We start from the raw sequence: 20,448 nt of genomic DNA on the forward strand, positions 1-20,448 counted from the left end.
AACGCTAAAGCCTCATTGTGATGCCTTTAGAGTCAAGAAACACTTTGGCTTCTTTAATGGAATATTCCCTGAAATGAAAAATCGAGGCTGCCAAAACAGCATCAGCTTTACCAAACGCCAGCGCTTCATACAAATGCTCCAGTGTGCCGGCCCCGCCTGAGGCTATAACCGGAATCCCCACCCCTTCGGAAATCGCCCTGTTTAACTCTATATCATAGCCGCTCTTTGTGCCGTCTTTGTCCATACTTGTGAGCAGTATCTCGCCTGCCCCCAGCTCCTCCATGTACTTTGCCCACTTGAGGGCATCTATGCCGCGGGGTTTTCTGCCCCCGTGAGTGTAAACATCGAAGCGGTTTTCTCCGTTAGTATGTAAACTTAGTTTATGCAGGCCGGCATCCGATGTAAGCCAATCGGGCGGCTCCCCTGCGGCTCCTGTAGAACGCTTAGCATCTATTGCCACCACTATACACTGGCTGCCAAAGCGCTCCGAGGCCTCTTTGATAAATCCCGGATTTTTAACCGCCGATGTGTTTATTGATACCTTATCACACCCCGCGTTAAGCAAATCACTGATGTCTGACAGCGTGTTGATTCCCCCCCCGACTGTTACCGGAATAAACACCTCTGCCGCAGTTCTTTCCACAACATCAAGCATAATCTTTCGTTTTTCGTGGGAGGCCGTTATATCAAGAAATGTCAACTCATCAGCTCCCTCAGCGTCATAAAAAATAGCGTTTTCTACGGGGTCTCCGGCATCTCTCAGATTTACAAAGTTAACTCCCTTTACAACACGCCCATCCCGCACATCAAGGCACGGTATTATTCGTTTAGCAAGCATCCCGGCACTCCCAAACACAGTTGCTGAAAGCAAACAACTGCCAGATAGATTTATTTAATGTTCTTAACAAACTCTATCGCCTCCTTAAGATTAATAACGCCGCTATAAATCGCCTTACCAGTGATAGCGCCGAAAATAAGCCCAGTTTTAGCGAGATCCTCAATATCTTTTAACATTGAAATACCCCCTGAGGCAACAACCGGTATTTTGACCTTTTGAGCGAGAGCTTTTGTGGCGGCAACATTTGGCCCGATAAGCATTCCGTCTCTTACAATATCCGTATAGATAATTGCCGAGGCACCGACCTTTTCTGCATTTAATGAAAGTGCTCCTGCATCAACCTCTGTGACCTCCTCCCAACCCTTTATCGCAACTTTTCCATCTTTGGCATCAATGCCTACAATTATCTTACCGGGAAACTTTTCACAAGCCTGTTCAAGAAGTATAGGGTTGATGACAGCCACCGTGCCTAAAATTATACTGTCAACCCCAAGTGCCAGAAGCATCGCAATACGTTCAATACTTCTTATGCCGCCTCCGACCTCAATCGGCACATCCACTGCTGCCCGAATTTCCTTTATACTCTCTATGTTTTTCTGCTCACCGGTAAATGCGCCGTCAAGGTCAACGACGTGGATTAACTCTGCCCCGTCACGCACCCACCGCTGTGCTGTGCTTACAGGATCGTCTGAGTACTGAGTAACCTCATCTTTCTTGCCCTGAAGCAACCTTACACAAAATCCATTTTTTAAATCAATTGCCGGTATTATGAGCATAATTAACCTCCCTTACCGCCTCCTCTATCAGAGCAAGACTCTCTCTTACATCATCTTTGTTTATAATTTCCAGGATGATTTTAACGTTAGAGTTCCTTCTCAGAAATTTTTTTAGCGCTTTTAGTTCTTTGCAGTTTGGGGTGAGTCCCCAGTGGTCTGTGACACCGTTATAGTGAGGGCCGTTGGCTCTGTGCACATGTATAAACTCAACCATGTTGCAGAGGTTGGAATCAAGTTCTGAAACAAAGGTCTCTGAGTCAATCCCTGCTGCCTGAACATGGCCAATGTCCAGTGTTATTGAGGATGCATACCTTTGCCAAAACCGTTTAACATCCAATGTGTTTGAGGCGTTTTCAATAGATACAGGACAGTGTTTGGTAATTTTCCTTATAGCCTCTTTATACGCCTCCTCATACTGTCCATCCAAAGGAGTGCCCCACGGCGTGGTTTCATCATGCACTATCATAGGTTGAGTCGAGTGCCCGGCCAAATATAGCAGTGCATCCATATTCTGTCTTCTGACCTCCTCTCTGGTTTCAGAAAGAAAATACCCTACAGGATGAAACACCGCAGGAATTCCCAGAGATTTTAAGTACGTTGACGTATTAACGGCTCCGCTTATATTGCCATCCCATTCCTTAAAAACAGATATCTGTACAATACCGGGTGAAGAGACCTTAACAGTCTCGCCGGCCAAAATCCCATAACCTACAAGCATTTAACTATTTTAGCAAAATTCCATGTATAAAAAGTGGAGGTTATGATTTTTTTTTAATATGTATAAATCTTTTAATCTGAATATCTGTTTTGCGGGAGGAGCTCGCCTCCCCTTGTAATACTTTTTAAGCGGCGTAACGCCGGTTAAAAAACTTAAAATCACAATCACACAAACAAAACATAATACAAAACTACCTAATCACTATCAACAAACCGGGGGGGACACGGGGGAATCATTTCCCCGTGCAGGTGGGATTTAAAGGGAGGGCAGCGCCCTCCCTTTACTATATCTTAATGCTTAAACAATCTCTGTCCGGTAAACACCATTGCAACTTTTGGAGCAGCCTCGTTGCAGGCCTCTATGCTCTCAAAGTCACGCTCTGAGCCCCCTGCATGAACTATGGCCGAAACACCCTCCTTAATTCCTGCATCTACGCCGTCTCTGAATGGAAAAAACGCATCTGAAATCATAACTGAGCCAATCAGACCGCCTTTATTGCGCCGTGTCTCATCGTCTATCTCCCTGAGCAAGCCCGCATCTCTCTTCCCCTGTGCGGCTTCAAGCTCAAAGGTCTTATACGGTATGCCGTATTTTTTAAAACACAGGGCATCAGCGTACTTTACGTATGCCTTAAAGGCGGCTATTTCAGCTACTCCAACCCTGTCCTGCTCTCCTGTGCCAATGCCAACTGTCACTCCGTCTTTAACGTATATTACCGAGTTTGAGGTGACTCCTGTTTCAACATGCCAGCCAAAGAGCATATCCTCATACTCCCTGTCTGTAGGCAGACGATCTATCGAATACTCTTTACCTTTAAATGTTGCAAGGGCAGGAATGAAATCTTCTTTTGTACGGATTTTATTTTTTTGCGACTGTTGAAGCACAATCCCGCCATCAATCAGTGATTTAAACTCAAGGTGTCTGAAATCCCGGTATTTTGCAAGCTCCTCGATTTTTTTTAGGCGGACAATTCTTAAGTTTTTTCGCTTAGAGAGAATTTCCACTGTGCGCTCTTCAAATTCGGGAGCGGCTACCAGTTCCAGATAATTGGCGCTGACAAGCTCTGCTGTTTGTACATCCATAGGACGATTCAGAGCCAGACAGCCGCCAAAAGCCGCTATCCGGTCAGCCATGTTTGCCCTTTCATACGCCTCTGCTATGGTGCCCCCTGTTGCCACCCCGCACGGATTGTTGTGTTTCATTATGGCAGCCACAGGTTTTTCCATCAGGTGTTTTAAAATGTTAAGGGCATTGTCCAAATCTGTTAGATTGGTTTTGCCGGGGTGTTTTCCCACCTGTAGCATGTCAGCCTCTGTTATGGCACTGACAAGAGCCTCTCCAGGGTGTATAAACTCCACGCCGGATATGTTTAGATTCCCTTCTTTAAGCTCATAAATAGCTGCCTGCTGATCTGGGTTTTCTCCATAACGCAGACTCTTTATGCAAGGGACTCCGGTTTTTTCATCAGGAAATGTCCACGTCCGTTTTTTGTAAACAAGCCGCTGCTCTCCAAAACTTATTATCATCTCAAGTGGGAATGTATCCCCTGTGATAGTCTTATACATATCCTTAAGCTCTGCCATTAATCTCTACCCCCTGCCTGTCCCGGCACTTAAGCAGCATAGCGCCTGTTTGAAGTGCAAGTGCACGCGCTATAACATCACATTTTGCCTGAAACAGGAAACAATTATTTTTATCGGTATCAATCAGGGTTTCAAAGTTACCCTGTCCTTTGCTTATAATCAAATCGTGGCGGTTAAATTCCTCTTTAAATGTATCGCTGCAAAACTCAAGCACCGTGCCCACCGCATCTGAGCCGTTATCTATCACCCTGCAGAGGTCGGCAAGCCCTACGTCTATTGCATCAGTCATAGTAACATCATTTATGACCGGAGCGCCTTTAACAACGGCAGTCACTGTTTTTCCCATGCAGGTTAGCACCTCAATAAGCAGTAAATCAAAAACTATCTCTCCGGCATTATCCAGAAGGTAGAGGATCTCTTCATGTTTTTGTACTTCTTTAGAAAAACACTGAAAATCATCCACCTCTATATGCTCCTTCAAAGCTCTTTCAACTGTCCCCTCAATGTCAACACTCTGATCATATATGCCAAAATCAATAATGTTCCCGGCAATTGCCAGCCGTGAGGCGATCCAGAGCGGATTTTGACTTGTGATAACTCTTTCCCTGAGTTTTGGATACAGTGACAGCGCTATCTCATTGTATTGTTTTTTCAGCTCGCTAAATGGATCCTCGCCAGTCATTGCCTTAATTTTTCTGTAAATAAATGACGTGGTATAAGCCGGAGGTTTGTTTACATCTGCTGCTTGAATCTCCTCTGTGACAGACTTCAGTATTTCAATCATTTTTCCGTCATCAATATTCAGACGGCTTAGAGCCTTAAAGGTCTGTTTCATAAAACAGGATAAACACTCAGGGTGCAGGTTCATATGTGTCTCCTGTTACTTGTTAAAACCCGACAAGTACTTGTATATAGCAGCATCATAGGCTGAGGTTACAGAAAACACCTTTGTGCCAAGGGAAAGCCGTGTTTTAATAGTCAACTGTCCGTCGTTTTCGCCCATTTCCATAAGAACAGATGGGTAGTCGGCAGGGTCTGTGATAACAGTAACATGTTTTGAATTCTTAGCGGCAGCGCGTAGCAGGGTAGGGCCTCCTATGTCTATATTTTCAACCGCCTCGTCAAAAGTAACACCCTCTTTTTCAACAGTTTTTTCAAAAGCATACAAGTTAACCACAACCATGTCTATGCTGTTTATACTGTGTGCTTTAATAGTCTCAACGTGAGACGGATTGTCTCTTAACGCTAAAATACCGCCATATATTTTGGGATGCAGAGTTTTAACCCTGCCGTCAAGGATTTCAGGGAACTTGGTATAATCGGAAACCTCGGTCACTGTCAGTCCCCCGTCTCTGAGTGATTTAGCAGTGCCGCCTGTTGAGAGAATATCAAAGCCCAGATTTTTTAGCCCTTTAGCAAAATCTACAATACCTGTTTTATCTGTTACACTTATAATTGCCGTCTTTGACACAACACACCTCCTTAAATCTAACGATGGTAGTTAGAATACCATAGTTAGCCATGTAAAAACACGGTATTTTTAATTGTTGAGCATTTTTCTGTGCTTTTACATTGTCATTAAACCAAAAAAATCTTAAGGTTATGTTAGAATTAGAGCGGCTTATGTTAAAGATAAATACATCATTTGTGGCATTGTTGATCTGTCTGTTTTTTCTCAGTACGGCCTCAGCTAAAACCATAACGGCTGACAAGCTTGAGTATGATGGAAAGACAAAACTCTATTATCTGTACGGAAATGTGGTGCTAAAACAGGACAACACCACACTTACTGCCGATTTCGGTAATTACGATGAAAACACATCTTATGCGTATTTTTTAGGTAATGTGTTTTACGAGGATCCTGAAGTTAAGGTTAAAGCCGATGAGGCTGCCATGTTTACCGATAACAAGACCGGAACACTTACGCGTGCCAATATGGTTTTTAAAAAGGACGGCTATTTCGTTAAAGGAGAGACTATCATAAAACGGGGTGAGAATATTTATTACGCCGAAAAGAGCTCTTTCACAAGCTGTGACACTCCAATCCCTGCCTGGTGTTTTAAGTCGGATACGGCTGATATTGATACTAATGATAAAATCGTAGCAAAAGGAGTGACCTTTAATGTTAATGACACCCCCATTTTATATACTCCGGTTTTTCAGGCAGGACTTCAAAGAAAAACAGGATTTCTGATGCCTACCTATGGTTACAAGAAAGGACTTGGAACTTATGTTAATGTTCCTTTTTATTACGTTATTTCAGAAAACCGCGATATGACAGCAGTCGTTGATACATACACAAAACGCGGCATTGGAGAGGGACTTGAGTACAGATATGTCGAAAAAGATAATACCACCGGCTCGTGGTTTCTCTACCATATTAGTGACAGAGTTCTCAAAGAGGATTTTTTACAGGTCAGAGGAGAACATAAACAATTTCTTGAGAATTTTTATACAAATTTCAATGTGCACTATCTTAACAATGAGAATTATTATAAATACTTCACGCCAAGTATTCAACTTAACGTTTCACGTTTTCTTCAGTCAACCGGTGATGTTGGCTATGCTACAGATAAGACGCGCGCGTACATGCTATCCGAGTACTGGGTGGATTTGAAATATTACACGAGAAACGTGTCTGAAAAACTGCCCGAGATTGGTTTTACCGTGCACCCTACAGAGTTTTTGCACTCAACTCCGCTTAAGACATCCCTGTTTGCAATGGAGACATCTGTTTCTAACTTCATATCAGAACAATCTGTTAAGGGGCGACGGTATGATTTCTATCCAAAAGTATTTTATTCCTTTGGCGACAAGCTAAGGTTTACACAATCGGCAGGCGTAAGAAGCACCTTTTACGATGTCTATATTACCAGAGAGCCAGACTCTGAAAACAGTTATAAAAAAACTGCGCTGACTTACAGCGGCTCTTTGGATACAACTCTTGTTAAAAACTATGGTTCCGTTACACATGTCTTTCAGCCGTCAATTTCATATAATTATGCCTCAAGCGGGCTTGATAACTTAACAACTGTTACCTACACACCAGCCTCAAACTGGCTTAACACCGTAAATAAGTTTACTCTTGATTCAACCGAGTACTTTAGGAGGACCTCTACAGCCGAACTGTCACTTATGAACTACCTAAGGGACGAACGCGGCACCTTTTTATACGCTAAACTCTCCGAAGGATATGACACGTCTTTAGTGACAAACAGGCTTCAGCCGTTGATGTTTCAACTTGGCCTGGCTCGTCCGCTTGAAGTAAAGGCTGAGGCGCTGTATGATCTCAATACCGATAAATTTGAAGGAATTAACTCCGAAGTAACATTTAAATTTAAGCCTTTTAATACTATTCTTAATTTTGCAGAGAGATACAACAAAGAAATGAATATTATGTATTTAACCAATGTAATAGGTTTTAATATAACATCCAGACTACGGGCTCAGACGATGACATGGTATGATGCCTCATTGAACAGGCTTGGGTATTTTGGTTTGAAACTTACTTATACACAACAGTGCTGGGGGACCGGGCTTCTGTTTAGCCAATCGTCAAACCAGTTCGGCGTTTACCTCACGGTTGAACTTAAGGGAGTGGGAAAGTATGAGATACTAGGCAGTGGGCAATCCGGCATGTAATGTAGAATTGTGTTAAAATTTAAGCCGTATGTTTAAGAAAATAACCATCATCTGTAGCTACGTGTTATTAGCAGTTTCTGCTTTGTTTTTGTTGCTTTATGCTCTTAATGACCGCCCACTGTGGGGCGATGAGGCTGAGACCGCTCTCTTGTCAGCAAATATAGTTAAGTTCGGTGTTCCAAAAGTATTTGACGGCAAAAACCTGATTGCGCTTTTTAACCCAACTATCGAGGCAAATCAAAACGGTGTGTGGATTTGGAGACCGTGGCTGGGTGAATACCTTGCGGCACTATCTTTTGCCTTTTTAGGGGAAAGTACTTTTGCCGCACGATTCCCATTTGCTCTTTTTGGCCTTATGACATTAACACTGCTTGCATACACGGCCTTTTATATATACAAAAGCCATAAAGCTGCCGTTTTATCGGTCTTTTTCTTACTGGCTTCAGAGCTGTTTGCTCTTCATGTCAGACAGTGCAGATACTATTCGGTAGTTATGTTTACAGAGGTTTGGATTATATTGTCGCTGTTTAAGGTTTTGAAAGGAAACAAGAAATCAGCGCCCATACAACTTGCCATCGCTCTGGCACTGCAGTTTTATTCTAACTATATCGTGGTTTTGGGAAATGTCATAGCCCTTGTGGTTCTCACCTGTCTGTTTTATAAAAAAATCCCAACTCTGCTGCGCAATTTTGCTGTTACTGCCCTGACTTTTACAGCGTTTGTTTTACCATGGATTTTTTATGCAAAACTATGGCAGCAGGGAGCATTTTTAGTTGACCACGAGGATATACCATTTAAAATTTTATATTATATAGCGGAAATTCATTTTCATCTTTTCCCTGTCCCTTTGTTGCTTATTATCCCGATATATTTGTTGACAAGGCAAGTTAAGAAAACTGATCCACCACTGTCAACTTTGTATGCGTTTATCTGTATACTGATTCCCGTTACTATGCTTACAGTGGCAAGAGCGCCCGGTATTTACCTGCGTTACAATGCGGCACTTTTCCCTGTGTTTGCTCTGATTGCAGCAGTTATTACAGGAGAGCTTATCAAAAATAATCTCATATCTGTAACTTTGGCAATTTTGCTTGGATTTACAAACCTGCTTTCCGTCTATACGATTTATCCGATAAAAAGTATGTTTGAGGGATTTCAGCACACCGGAGTACATTTTAAAATTCATACTCCTGAAATGCCTGTCTTGAAGATGCTAAGATCCATTACAACCCACTATGAAAATAAACTGACGGCAGTTGCTACGTTTATAAACCGGGAAAGTAAGGGGAAAGACGGCAGCATATATGTCGCTGACCCTGAGTTCCCTCTGATTTTTTACACTAACGTGGAAATTATTGACGCAAGGTTTTTCCCGCCTAATATTTCAAACTTTAAAACCAAATATCTTCCTGACTGGATACTACCGGTATCAGCCTCAGGTATTATAAAAACCAGTATCGGTAACATTCCTGATGCGTTCAATTCCTTTTATGAGAAACTAAGCATTGAGGTCTATGATTCAAAAGCTGGCGGCTCTGCCCCTGAACCAGACAGTTATGAATATTTTACAGCAGAGCATAAGAGCAGCTTTATTATCTATAAAAAGAGAAATTTATCTGTGGATTATTCCTTATCTATTTCCCTGCCTTTTTTAAAGCAAGCCCCCTGTTATACAGCAATTGATAACTCTTTGGGTTAATGGTAAGCCCGCGTGTAAACATCTCTGCCGCCTCCTCATATTTTTCTAATCCCATTAGTGCAATCCCAAGATTATTAATGCTCTCTATGTCATTGTCTTTGAGCCGTAGCGAAAGAGTAAAAAAGTGAACAGCCTGCATGTACTTTTTTTGTTTCATATATTTCAGCCCCTCCCGTTTATAATAAAAATCTTTGCTAATTGATAAATCAGGCGAACTTAATTTGAAATAATCGTATGCCTCGTCAATTCTGCCAAGCCTCGTAAGGGCGTCACCCATGTTGTAGTTAAGCTCTTTAGAGTTAGGATTCACTCTTAGCCCCTTTTTAGTTACTTCAAGAGCCTCTTGATACCTCCCCAGAGCAATTAACGCCGCCCCGTAATTATTGTATGCCTGATAACTGCGCGGTGAAACGTTTATGGCGTAACTAAACAGAGACAGGGAGTTTTTCCAGCGATGAACCTGTTTAAACGCCATAGTGGCAAAAATTGCCAGTATCACAAGTGAAAGATATAGCAACAGTTTGGGTGCCGGCAGATTCCAATCTGATTTAAAAGTGCGGATTATCCGCTGTTTAAAGTTAATCACGGCTTGTTGCTTAAGTAAATCCGGCACCCCTTTTGATACAATAATAAACAACCCTATGTTTGCAAGGTAAACATGGCGGTCGGATATGGGATCTCGTACGGCAAATAAAAACCGCGTGACGGGCAAAAGCAATCCAATGTACCAGCCCCATCCAAAAATGAAATATGGGTGCGATTTTCTTAATCTTACAGCAAACATGGTGACTAATAAAAGAAATATAGCAGAAAAAACAAACTTTAAGATAAGAAAGTTCTCATGGTACGGGTAAAAAAGAACCAGATTGACAGGATATATCGTCTTTATGATGTAATCCACATAAGAAAGGAGCGAATAGCCGATACGATGTGGCAGCGGGAAAGCGTTTAGTGAGTTAACAGCTGATATATCGGCATGTAACGAGAATGTTATAAAACTTTCTGAAAAAGAAAGAATGAGAAATGGGATTTTCTCAAGTATTGTCAGTAACGAAAATCGCCTGAGTGGCCAAAAATCCAATAGCAACAACACAAAAGGCAAAGTAACAGCCATTGGTTTTGATAACAGACTTAGAATAAAAAAAGTAAGACACAAAAAGTAGTCCTTCTTTCTTTTGTGTTTTCCATAGTTTATATAGGCTACAAGCGACAGAAACCAAAAGAACGAGTATAAAAGATTTTTCTTTTCCGATACCCATACTACGGATTCAACATTTATTGGGTGGAGGGCAAACAGTGCCGCCACAAATAGTGCCTGATTGTCTCCGACAGACATTTTCCTGAGAAACAATAGTAATAAGAGAGTGTTTAGAATGTGCATAATGAGACTTGTCATGTGATGGCCTGCCGGATTCAGACCAAAAATTTGCGCATCTGACATGTGAACAAGCCAGGTCAGTGGAATGTAGTTAAGAAAAAAGTTGGTTTTAAATGCCCACTTAATTCCCTCCCATGTAAGCCCTTCTAAAACATAGGAGTTTTCCGTGACATACTGAGGATCGTCACAGTTGATAAATCCGTTTTCCCTAAGCGGAAAATATGCCGATAGAACGGCAACCACTATAAGTAAAATCAGAGATAGTTTATTTGTGCGGTTTTGCATAGGTCTATTTTACATAAGCTATTGTATGTTAATCCATCAGCAAAACTGAAATAATTTTAATAGTAAAGACATTTACTAAAAGGCATTAGCAAATATGTTATAATTAAATACTTTGGCATTTATGGATAGCAAGGTATGAAACAAGTCTTTAAGCGGCCTGAGAGCCTGAAAGCAGCAGCGTTTCGTTTTTGTCCCGGATGCGGTCACAGCCTTGTGCACAGGATGATAGCTGAGGCGGTAGATGAGCTCCAGATCAGGGAACGTGTCATTGGTATAGCTCCGGTAGGTTGTGCGGTGTTTGCCTATGACTACTTCAACTTTGATGTCATAGAGTGCGCTCATGGAAGACCTCCTGCGGTAGCAACTGCACTTAAACGTGTAAACCCTGATTCAATCGTGTTTTCGTATCAGGGGGATGGCGACCTTGCCGCAATTGGCACAAGTGAGATTATCCATGCCGCAAACAGAGGGGAAAATCTCTCTGTATTTTTTATAAATAATGCTACCTATGGAATGACAGGCGGGCAAGCTGCCCCGACGACCTTACTCAAACAAACAACTACAACAACCCCTAAAGGAAAAACCATATACACTGAGGGTTATCCTCTTAAGGTGAGTGAACTGATAGCCACTATAGACGGCGCTGCTTTTGTAGCCAGAACCGCTCTTGACGGTTTAAAGGGTGTTACTGCCACAAAATCACAGATTGTGAAAGTGCTTTCAAATCAAGTACAAGGTGTAGGTTTTAGCTTTCTTGAAATCCTCTCGCCATGTCCCACCGATTGGCATCGGAGTTGTGTTGACTCTTTTAAGTGGATACACAATGAAATGACTGAGGTGTTTAAACCTGGGATACTTAAGGATGTTAACAATGGTGTCGGAGGAGTTTAGATGGAAAACAGATTTCTTATAGGCGGTTCAGGTGGTCAGGGGATACTGTTTATGGGTAAGCTTATGGCCTCAGCCGCCATGGTTAGCGGTAAAAATGTAACGTGGTTTCCCTCTTACGGAGCAGAAATCAGATGCGGCACGGCTAACTGCACGGTCATAGCGTCCGATGAGCCGATTGGCTCTCCGGTTATTAAACATATAGATGTGCTTATTGTTTTTAACAGTATGTCACTAAAAAAGTTCATCCACAGATTAAGAACAAACGGTTTATTGTTTTATGACTCATCACTGTTTACTTACGAAAACGGCAGTGCTGAAATAAAAACCGTCGGGATTCCTGCCACAACACTTGCCTCAGAGCTTGGCAGTAAAAAGTCTGCAAATATGCTTATGCTTGGCGCTGTCGCTTCAATAACAGATATGCTCTTCTTAAAAAAGAATGTACTGCTGTCAGTTATGGAAAATGACTCCGTGAAGTTATCAGCTGAGACGCTTTCACTTAACAAGCTTGCAATTGCCAGAGGTTTTGAGATAATTGAAAATCAGAAACGCACTGGTCACTGATGTAAAATCAGCCCACAGGCTGGTAAATGAATTTGCCTCACGCGGGGTTATGCTCTCAAGGTCTCTCAATGAATTTTATGAACATATCAGGGACTACTTTGTGTGTGAGAATGATGCCGGAGAAATTATCGGAGTCTGTGCGTTGCATGTGCTGTGGGAGGATCTGGCTGAAATAAAATCACTTGCGGTAAAACAAAGCGCTCAGAAAAAATCTGTTGGTTCAGAGCTTCTTAAGCGCTGCATAAAAGATGCCGGAGCACTTGGCATAAACAGGGTCTTTGCTCTTACGTATGTGCCCGGTTTTTTTATAAAACACGGCTTTACAGAAACTGATAAATCCGGACTGCCTCAGAAAATATGGGGCGATTGCTTAAAATGCCCAAAATTTCCGGACTGTGATGAACAGGCTGTCATTTTAAACATCGAGGAGGAACGCTCGTATGGCATAATTGCCGTCTATGAGCAAGGTGGTAAGCCGCTTTTTCTTCTGATACAGCATAATGCCGGCCACTGGGCATTTCCCAAAGGACACGCCAATGCTGGTGAAACTCCACTTGACACTGCTAAAAGAGAAATGGAGGAGGAAACCTCCGTAACTGATTATAAACTATATGGCCATCCTCCCTTTATCGAAAACTATATTGTCATAAGACAAGGAAAGCCGGTTAATAAGACAGTAATGTATTTTTTAGCTTTAGTGAAGGAGAAAACCGTTAAAATTCAGGAATCTGAAATTGCGGACTACAAATGGGCTGACTTTAGCGAGGCATTGGCAACAGTTACATTTAGTGAAGGAAAAGAGTTATTATTAGAAGTAAACGAGTGTTTAGCAAATTTCTCAAAGTAGTAAGGGGGGTCATGATTTTTTTTAATTCCGGATATAACTATTTAAATGCTTTTAACTTGAAGAATACTTTGAGATTCGCACTGATGGTGATAGCTCTGTGTATTATGGCAAGTTACTGCCCTCAAAACAAATCCTATGCATTGGATCAAACAGCAGATTCCCATTTTGGCTATCTGGGAAACTACTACGGGCTTGTCGGAGACGAGGATGCCCAGGTCTTCTGGTACTATGCGCTGACTAATCTGCCATATTTTGAACCATTTACAGAGGTAGGCTTCAAATATGACAGGCCGCATCCGGGGCCATTTGTCTGGGGCTTAATAGAGCACCAAAAGGGTATGTACGATTTCAGCATCACTGATGACTATGTCAGACAAGCACAGGCGCACGGCCTACAAGTGTTACCTACCATATGGCCTTATGCAGTGTGGGATCAGACTAACTATGATATCTCAATGTGCCTTGGCTCAAGGTGGGAGGCTGATTTGCCTCTGTCCAGATGTAAGCCTTATGACATGGATGCTTACATTCGCTTCGTTAAAGCACTGGTGGAAAGATATGGCACAAAAGGCGCAAACAGTATGCCTGGATTGATAACTCCCATTAAACATTGGGAAGTGTTAAACGAACCGGAGACATCCTATCAAACTACTCAACCTGGTATTACGCCTATGGTGTTTTTCAGGGGCAGTCAGGATGATTATTACGAGGTGCTTACAAGCACATCCGATGCCATTAAGTCAGTTGACCCTGAGGCTCAGGTTCTAAACGGCGGAGCTACATCTCTTGCAGCAGCTTACTTTTATTGGGAAATATTGTTTGCTTACGGACTTCCGAATGTGGACATAGGGAATTACCACTACGACCCCAACTATGATGATGGCATGGAGGCAGACTCATCTACATGGTATAAGTTCTTTAATAACTACGGTAAAAAACCCCCATGGTTGACTGAGTACCGCGTTTTTAATATACAAGTTTCAGATATCTCCCCCTGCGGTACTCCATCTGTGGAGGATGATTCCTGTCAGGCACAACGGCTCGTAAAGGGGTACGTTAAGATTTTTAATAATGGTACTGATAAAATATTCTATACGTATTATATGATGCGAAACCAAGGTCTTGTTGCATTAGATGGCACAAAAAGACCAGCCTTTTATGCTCTGAGACTGCTTATACAAAAGATAGATTACTTCACCTCTGTAACCACCGTATCACCTCATGATAATGTTTATTACTTCGCTTACAAGTTCACTGTGCAAGATAAGCCTGTGTATGTTATATGGTCTTCAGCAGATAATAGTACTATTTCTTTAAGTTTAGATAATGCGTCTGTCACAAGTGTAAAAATAACTAATTCCGTGCCGGATAGCGATGCCTTGCAAGAGCAATATGTAAGTGTTAGCAATTCAACGGCAACGTTTACCGTTTCCACCATTCCTGTTTACGTAGAGGTGTTTTGACAATGTGAGCTCTGGCAATTGAAAGCAGCGTGGTACTATAAATACAACGAATAAACAACAGTCAGGCAGTAGTGTGGAACAGGTTGGTTGAAATTTCCTCAAGTACTTTAGACATTTTGATATATTCCTCTGGTGGTATCTGGCTGACAACATTACCCTTTGAGTCTTCTACCTTGATAACAACATTATTGTTGTCATCAACGGCAAAATACATCTTGCCTTTGGTATCAGGCAGGGCTGAACCCTTACCTTTACTCGTACCAGCGGTGCTATCCTTAACCTTTTGGGCTACAGCAGTGACACCTTTATCAGTGTCTTTAATCTCAGCATCAGGAAGCACGCCCCTATTAAGGGCAGAAGATGTCTCCTGCTGGGTGCCGGCGTTGCTTGTGGCAACTGCGGTCTTACCTGAAGCAGGAGCCTGCCTGCTGCCACTATCCGTTTCAGCCGTGTTCTGAACTGGCTGAGAATAAACCGGTATGTTAGTATTATATGCTTTTATGTCCATAATGCCATCCTTGACAAAAAGACAATTGTCTAAGTAACAATCACCTTTAAACAACTGCGGCGTCCACGGGCAACCATCCAACCACTGCTCCACATGTAATTACCATGTGGACGCCTGCCCTTTGCCGTAATGTCCACTACCCTGTAATAGAAGCCTGTGCTTTCCGTGCTGTTTCCTCAGGTTTCTTAGTTGGTGTAGCTGCATTTGCCTGAGCATTCTTAGCCTCTTGAGATACATTCACTACTGCTGCTCCGCCGGCTGCCTCTGTTGCCTTAGTTGCGGTTGCCTCTGTTGTCTTTGTAGAGAAACCAACGCCTAGACTGCCAACGCCAGGATTGCCTTCCATACTCTGCATCCCAAATGTTTGTTTTGGGCCTGCATTTGCTGCCTTAGCTGCATTCGATATGTTTACAACAGCAGCTGCGTTTGTCTTTAGGGTAGTCTGCTCTTTCTCATTATTCTGCTCGACCTGCCGCTTGTTCTGCTGTGCTGCCTGGTTTACCCCGCCTTGTGTTACTCCCGGTGTTTGATTATTGACGTTTCCTACCATTTTACTCACCCCCCTCACTTGTACTAATGTTATTACTTATTATATCGGTTAATATTTTTAAAACTTTAGCCCATTTAAAACTTTTTTTTAATCCCCGCTTGCATTATGAATAAGGATTGCAACACCCATGTTTCTTTTACTCTCATCGGTAATTGAAATGGCGCTGAAGTCTATATTATGCTGAAGTCCCTTTTTATTGGTTAACAAGCTGTTTTTGGAGATAACCATGCCCTCCTGAAGCACCTTTCTAACAGGGTCCTCAGGTGATACGTTAAAAATTGCGGCTATATCCTCCCCTATCGCCTCTTTCATAGTCCAACCGGTGATAGCTGCAGCCTCGGCATTCAGAAACGTGACTGTGCCATTTATATCAGTTGTTATCATAGCTGCCGACATCAGTTTCAATGTTGCCAGAAGCCAGTTCTCACTTGCCTTTAACCTTCTTTCCAGTTCATGCTTATACACGGCTATCTCGATTGCTATTAAGAGCTCCCTTTGTTCAAACGGTTTTAGGATATAGCCGTAGGGTTCAGTGATTTTGGCACGTCTAAGTGTATCATTGTCTGAGTATGCCGTAAGAAATATGACCGGGATATCGTAAGTATTGCGAATTTTTTCGGCTGTCTCCACCCCATCCATGTTGCCCTTTAACACTATATCCATAAGTACAAGGTCAGGATCAAGTTCCCCGGCTCTTTTTATCGCATCGGCTCCTGTTGATACTACATCAGCCACCTCATAACCCAATTCTTTCAGCCGTTCGCATATATTCATGGCCACTATACTTTCATCCTCTACAACCAGAATTCTTGATTGTGAGAAGTTCCCCGGATTTTCAACCATAATATGTCTCCTCTCTGTCAGGTATCACCTATCTCCTTTTATCATATTTTAATTCCTTAAATTTTATCAAATATTTAGCTCCGCCATTGCCCTCATAATTAATTGAACCCTCCAACTGATCCACCACAAGGGCGTTAACAAGCCTAAGTCCAAGGGATTTGACATTTTTTATATCAAACCCATCCGGTAACCCCTCACCGTTATCGCTTATTGTCAGGGAAAAGTAATCATCATCGTCCCTTTTCAGATAAACACCCAGAAGGCCGTCTCTGCCGCTTTTGAAGGCATACTTAAGTGAATTTGATACCAGTTCGTTTATTATCAGTCCGCACGGCACGGCAGTATCCACCCCTATTGAGATGTTCTCGATGTCGGTATCCAGAGATATGGCAGATGTGCTGAGGTTATAAGACTGGTAAAGGTGGTTTAACAGACTTGGAATGTACCTTGAGAAATTTATAATAGACAAATCCTCAGACTGGTATAACTTTTCGTGTATAAGGGCCATGGTTTTAAGGCGGTTTTGGCTGTCTTTAAACATATCGAGAAGTTCAGAGTTATTAATATACTTTGACTGTAGATCAAGCAGAGACGATACTATTTGAAGATTATTTTTCACCCTGTGGTGGATTTCCTTAAGCAAGACCTCCTTTTCCCTGAGTGAAAGACTGATTTTAAGCTCAGCCTTCTTTCGTTCCGCTATCTCGACCTGGAGCTGCTCATTTGACAGTTCAAGCTCCGATGTGCGCTTTTGCACAAGCTCCTCTAAATGATACCTGTATTTACTGAGCTCCTCCTCCATTTTTGTACGTTTGAGCAGTTCACGCCTCAGGTTTTCTCCGACTTGTTTAAGGGTAATTGAGTGTTTTACGAGCCCCTTTAGTTCATAGACGTTAAACGGTTTATGCAAAAAAGCACCAATTCCCAGCTCAAAACACCGCTGCATATCCTCATCGCTGCCATGTCCGGTAAGTACAATCACTGAGGCCGGGTCGCCTGGGGAAAGATGCAGTTTTTCCAAAAACTCTATCCCATCCATAACAGGCATCTTTAGATCCAGTATTATAAGCATCGGCTTGATTTCAGAGTACAACCTGAGTCCTTCTTTGCCGTTTTTAGCCGAATAGATTTTATAACCGGAGTCTCTCAGGTGTTTTTTTATTGCCTCTATAACAACCTGCTCATCATCAAGCACCAGTATTCTGATATCCTCTGACTCTTGCACGTTGACCTCAGATTCGGCTGTTTTACTCACCAACGTTTTCCCCGCACGCTGGGATTTTAATTGTAAACACAGTCCCTTTATTTTTTACGGACTCACAAGTGATAGTTCCGTTATGTTCGCTTATTATGCCATAAACTATGGAAAGACCAAGGCCTGTGCCTTTGCCTACCTCTTTAGTGGTAAAAAAAGGTTCAAAGATTTTATCCAGATTTTCGGCATCAATACCCGATGCGTTATCGGAAATCTTAATGACTACCCACTTACGCTTCTCATACAGTTGAGATACATTAACTTTAATTATAGCACTGGCAGCGTTTTTTGGGAAAGCATCCATAGCATTTTGAAGCAAGTTAATAAACACCTGTTCAAGTTGGTTAGCGCTTCCTGGCACGCAGGGCACCTCGTTTTCCACGGTCCTTTGTAGTTTTATGTTTTTAAGGCGTACTCTCTCCCCTATAAGCAGCATGGTGTTATTTAGCACCGTTTCTATATTTACCGGCGTCAGTTCCAGGTCGTCACGCCGTCCGAAGGTTCTCAGGTGTTGGATTATGTCCACGATACGCCCGACCTGTTTATAAGCTGTGCCAGCCTCCTTTTGTACCTCTTTTTCATCAAGGCGCTGTTTTTTTATATCAAGCAGTAACCCCTGTATGAAGCTGCTTATGTAAGTCAGGGGTTGATTTATTTCATGGGCAATGCCTGTTGCTATCTCACCCAGAGTCGCCATTTTTGAGGCAGAAAGCATTTTTAACTGTATCCTCTGAGTTTCCTCCTCAAGTTTCTTTATCTCTCTCATATCATGTACAACTATTATGGTTTCTTCATTTTTTTTGCCTAATCTTGACAAGTTTACCAGCACCGGGATTGTCTGTCCGGTTTTTGTCCTGACAGTCATAAACTCGTCCTTCGCCCTTTCATGTTCCAATACCTCATTTACAACTGCCTCGAGACTTTCTGAAAAAACACTTTTTATGTCCTTTCCGACAAGTTCCTTCTCTTTGTACCCAAGCATAAGACATGCCGAGGGGTTTACTCTTCTTATTGAGAAGGAGGAGTTTATAACAAACAGAGCATCGGTTAGCGATGTGAGCACGCTCTCAAGGTATGAGGCCGCGTGGTAAAGTTGAGCGGTACGTTCTTTCACCCTTAACTCCAAATCGTCGTTGAGACGTTTAAGAGTTTCCTCGGCTTTCTTTATTTCCGTGAGATCATGAAAAATACCACGTGCTGCGGATGGTTTCCCGTGTTCATAGCTATAGCTTATACTTCCCAGTACCGATATATGGCGCCCCTGCTTTGTGATAAACACGGTTTCAAACCTGTTTGCATGTCCTGCGGTCAGAATTTCATGAAGCACAGCCTCGTATTCACTCAGGTAATCAGGATGAATTATCTCAGACATGCTAAGTGTTTCAACCTCTGATGCGTCGTAACCGAGAGTGATAAGCCACGAGTGGTTAACATACTTAAAGTGGCCCTGCATATCCACAATCTGAATCATATCGTATGCGTTATCAAAGAAATCGGCCAGCCGCTCTTTGTTTCTTTTGAGAGCCTCCTCGGCTAGTTTTCGTTCAGTTATATCTGTTATGAGGCCGTCATAGGCAATCATGACTCCGTCTTTCCCGTGTCTGGGGACGGTTGTGTTTCTTACCCACCGAATTGAGCCGTCTTTATGAATAATCCTGTGTTCAACGGGTTGCACCTGCTCACCTCTGAGGGTTTTTTCAGCCATAGCTGAGGCGCTGTGACGGTCCTCAGGGTGTATCATCCGATACCAGAGAAAGTAATCCTGCGCATACTCCTCAGATGTGTATCCGGTTACGGCAAGACAGCCCGGACCGTGGCTGGTTGATACCGCTTTACCTTCACTGACCTCCACCGTGTATATATAGTCGGTTGTGGCATTAAGCAGGTGTTTATACCGCTGTTCGCTAAGCCTCAAAGCCTCATCAGTCCGGCGGCGTTCGGTTATATCAGAAATAAGTCCGTCATAGGCAATGAGCGTGCCGTCTTTGCCGCGGCGGGGAACTATGGTGTTTCTCACCCATCGGGTGGTACCGTCCTTGTTGATAATCCGGTGCTCGATTGAGGGCATAATCTCTCCTGCCAGAACGCGCCGTGTCATCTCCATAACAGAGTGACGATCCTCAGGATGTATCATTTGGTACCACAGAAAGGGGTCACGAACGTAATCCTCATGCGTATAGCCTGTCACTGCCACACAGCCGGGACCGTGGCTGGTTGATACAGCCTCTCCATCCACCACATCCACAGTATAAATATAATCCGTTATGGCGCCTATGAGGCGTTTATAGCGATGTTCACTTAACCGCAACGCCTCTTCTATTTGCATACGCTCGGTGATCTCAAGCTGAAGTTTCTTATTTATATTGTCAAGCTCTATGGTTCGCTGATAGATTCTCTCCTGAAGGGCAATATTACTTTCAAAAAGAGACGATATATTGCTCTCAACGCGGTCTTTCAGGGATTTTCTCAGATTCTCTACAAACGACAACTTATTTCTTATTGTCTTTATCTTATCATCCAGTTCATCACTTATCATCGCTCTCTAACCTGCCTTGTAAGTCCTTTGCCGCCATTTACGCAAGCAGTGTACATTATAGCACATAGAAGG

Annotated in this window: 18 protein-coding genes; 6 read left to right on the top strand and 12 right to left on the bottom strand. The window is 42.7% G+C overall.

The window, feature by feature from the left end:
• Positions 1–4: 4 nt before the first annotated feature.
• From hisF to HQK88_12280, 6 genes are all read right to left on the bottom strand, one after another.
• Entirely contained in the window at positions 5–838 is an 834-nt protein-coding gene (gene hisF, locus HQK88_12255) for an imidazole glycerol phosphate synthase subunit HisF (GenBank protein ID MBF0617573.1), read from the bottom strand.
• A 50-nt stretch (positions 839–888) separates the two neighbouring features.
• Entirely contained in the window at positions 889–1,614 is a 726-nt protein-coding gene (gene hisA / locus HQK88_12260; protein ID MBF0617574.1) for a 1-(5-phosphoribosyl)-5-[(5-phosphoribosylamino)methylideneamino]imidazole-4-carboxamide isomerase, read from the bottom strand.
• Positions 1,592–2,311 (bottom strand): hypothetical protein, encoded by a 720-nt coding sequence (locus HQK88_12265; GenBank protein ID MBF0617575.1) that lies wholly within the window; start codon positions 2,309–2,311, stop codon positions 1,592–1,594. The genes hisA and HQK88_12265 overlap by 23 nt, the downstream gene beginning before the upstream one ends.
• 311 nt (positions 2,312–2,622) lie before the next feature.
• Positions 2,623–3,915 carry an IMP cyclohydrolase gene (locus tag HQK88_12270; protein ID MBF0617576.1) on the bottom strand — a complete coding sequence of 431 codons (1,293 nt, stop codon included), beginning with the start codon at positions 3,913–3,915 and terminating at the stop codon, positions 2,623–2,625.
• Positions 3,902–4,750 carry a DUF89 family protein gene (locus HQK88_12275; protein MBF0617577.1) on the bottom strand — a complete coding sequence of 283 codons (849 nt, stop codon included), beginning with the start codon at positions 4,748–4,750 and terminating at the stop codon, positions 3,902–3,904. Before HQK88_12275 ends, HQK88_12270 begins: the two co-directional genes overlap by 14 nt.
• 45 nt (positions 4,751–4,795) lie before the next feature.
• Entirely contained in the window at positions 4,796–5,386 is a 591-nt protein-coding gene (locus tag HQK88_12280) for an IMP cyclohydrolase (protein ID MBF0617578.1), read from the bottom strand.
• Between the two features lie 152 nt (positions 5,387–5,538).
• Here HQK88_12280 and HQK88_12285 point away from each other — a divergent pair, with 152 nt between their 5' ends.
• Both HQK88_12285 and HQK88_12290 read left to right on the top strand, forming a co-directional pair.
• Positions 5,539–7,557: an LPS-assembly protein LptD gene (locus tag HQK88_12285; GenBank protein ID MBF0617579.1), complete on the top strand. Its 2,019-nt coding sequence runs from the start codon at positions 5,539–5,541 to the stop codon at positions 7,555–7,557.
• 28 nt (positions 7,558–7,585) lie between these two features.
• Positions 7,586–9,256 (top strand): glycosyltransferase family 39 protein, encoded by a 1,671-nt coding sequence (locus HQK88_12290; GenBank protein MBF0617580.1) that lies wholly within the window; start codon positions 7,586–7,588, stop codon positions 9,254–9,256.
• Here the strand turns inward: HQK88_12290 and HQK88_12295 are convergent.
• Entirely contained in the window at positions 9,192–10,919 is a 1,728-nt protein-coding gene (locus HQK88_12295) for a tetratricopeptide repeat protein (GenBank protein MBF0617581.1), read from the bottom strand. The two genes, HQK88_12290 and HQK88_12295, sit on opposite strands and share 65 nt — an antisense overlap.
• A 135-nt stretch (positions 10,920–11,054) precedes the next feature.
• Between HQK88_12295 and HQK88_12300 the strand changes: the two genes are divergently transcribed.
• From HQK88_12300 to HQK88_12315, 4 genes are all read left to right on the top strand, one after another.
• Positions 11,055–11,810, top strand: a complete 756-nt coding sequence (locus tag HQK88_12300; GenBank protein ID MBF0617582.1) for a 2-oxoglutarate oxidoreductase — start codon at positions 11,055–11,057, stop codon at positions 11,808–11,810.
• Positions 11,811–12,374, top strand: a complete 564-nt coding sequence (locus HQK88_12305; protein MBF0617583.1) for a 2-oxoacid:acceptor oxidoreductase family protein — start codon at positions 11,811–11,813, stop codon at positions 12,372–12,374. It begins immediately after the preceding gene.
• Positions 12,346–13,221: an N-acetyltransferase gene (locus HQK88_12310; protein ID MBF0617584.1), complete on the top strand. Its 876-nt coding sequence runs from the start codon at positions 12,346–12,348 to the stop codon at positions 13,219–13,221. Before HQK88_12305 ends, HQK88_12310 begins: the two co-directional genes overlap by 29 nt.
• 83 nt (positions 13,222–13,304) lie before the next feature.
• The gene (locus HQK88_12315; GenBank protein ID MBF0617585.1) at positions 13,305–14,684 is read left to right on the top strand and encodes a hypothetical protein; all 1,380 of its coding nucleotides are present in this window, start codon (positions 13,305–13,307) and stop codon (positions 14,682–14,684) included.
• 61 nt (positions 14,685–14,745) lie between these two features.
• On the opposite strand, the gene HQK88_12320 is transcribed toward HQK88_12315, so the two are convergent.
• The 5 genes from HQK88_12320 to HQK88_12340 all read right to left on the bottom strand — a co-directional run bounded on the left by HQK88_12320 (position 14,746) and on the right by HQK88_12340 (position 20,376).
• Entirely contained in the window at positions 14,746–15,192 is a 447-nt protein-coding gene (locus HQK88_12320) for a flagellar protein FlaG (protein MBF0617586.1), read from the bottom strand.
• A 136-nt stretch (positions 15,193–15,328) separates the two neighbouring features.
• A complete protein-coding gene (locus HQK88_12325; protein MBF0617587.1) occupies positions 15,329–15,742 on the bottom strand; it encodes a hypothetical protein in 414 nt (137 codons plus the stop codon).
• Between the two features lie 87 nt (positions 15,743–15,829).
• Positions 15,830–16,585, bottom strand: a complete 756-nt coding sequence (locus HQK88_12330) for a response regulator (GenBank protein ID MBF0617588.1) — start codon at positions 16,583–16,585, stop codon at positions 15,830–15,832.
• Positions 16,586–16,613: 28 nt separating this feature from the next.
• Complete coding sequence (locus tag HQK88_12335) at positions 16,614–17,840, bottom strand: response regulator (protein ID MBF0617589.1); 1,227 nt, start codon at positions 17,838–17,840, stop codon at positions 16,614–16,616.
• Entirely contained in the window at positions 17,833–20,376 is a 2,544-nt protein-coding gene (locus HQK88_12340; protein MBF0617590.1) for a PAS domain S-box protein, read from the bottom strand. The genes HQK88_12335 and HQK88_12340 overlap by 8 nt, the downstream gene beginning before the upstream one ends.
• Positions 20,377–20,448 lie beyond the last annotated feature (72 nt).

It is taken from the genome of Nitrospirota bacterium (assembly GCA_015233895.1).
Taxonomy (GTDB): domain Bacteria; phylum Nitrospirota; class Thermodesulfovibrionia; order Thermodesulfovibrionales; family Magnetobacteriaceae; genus Magnetomonas.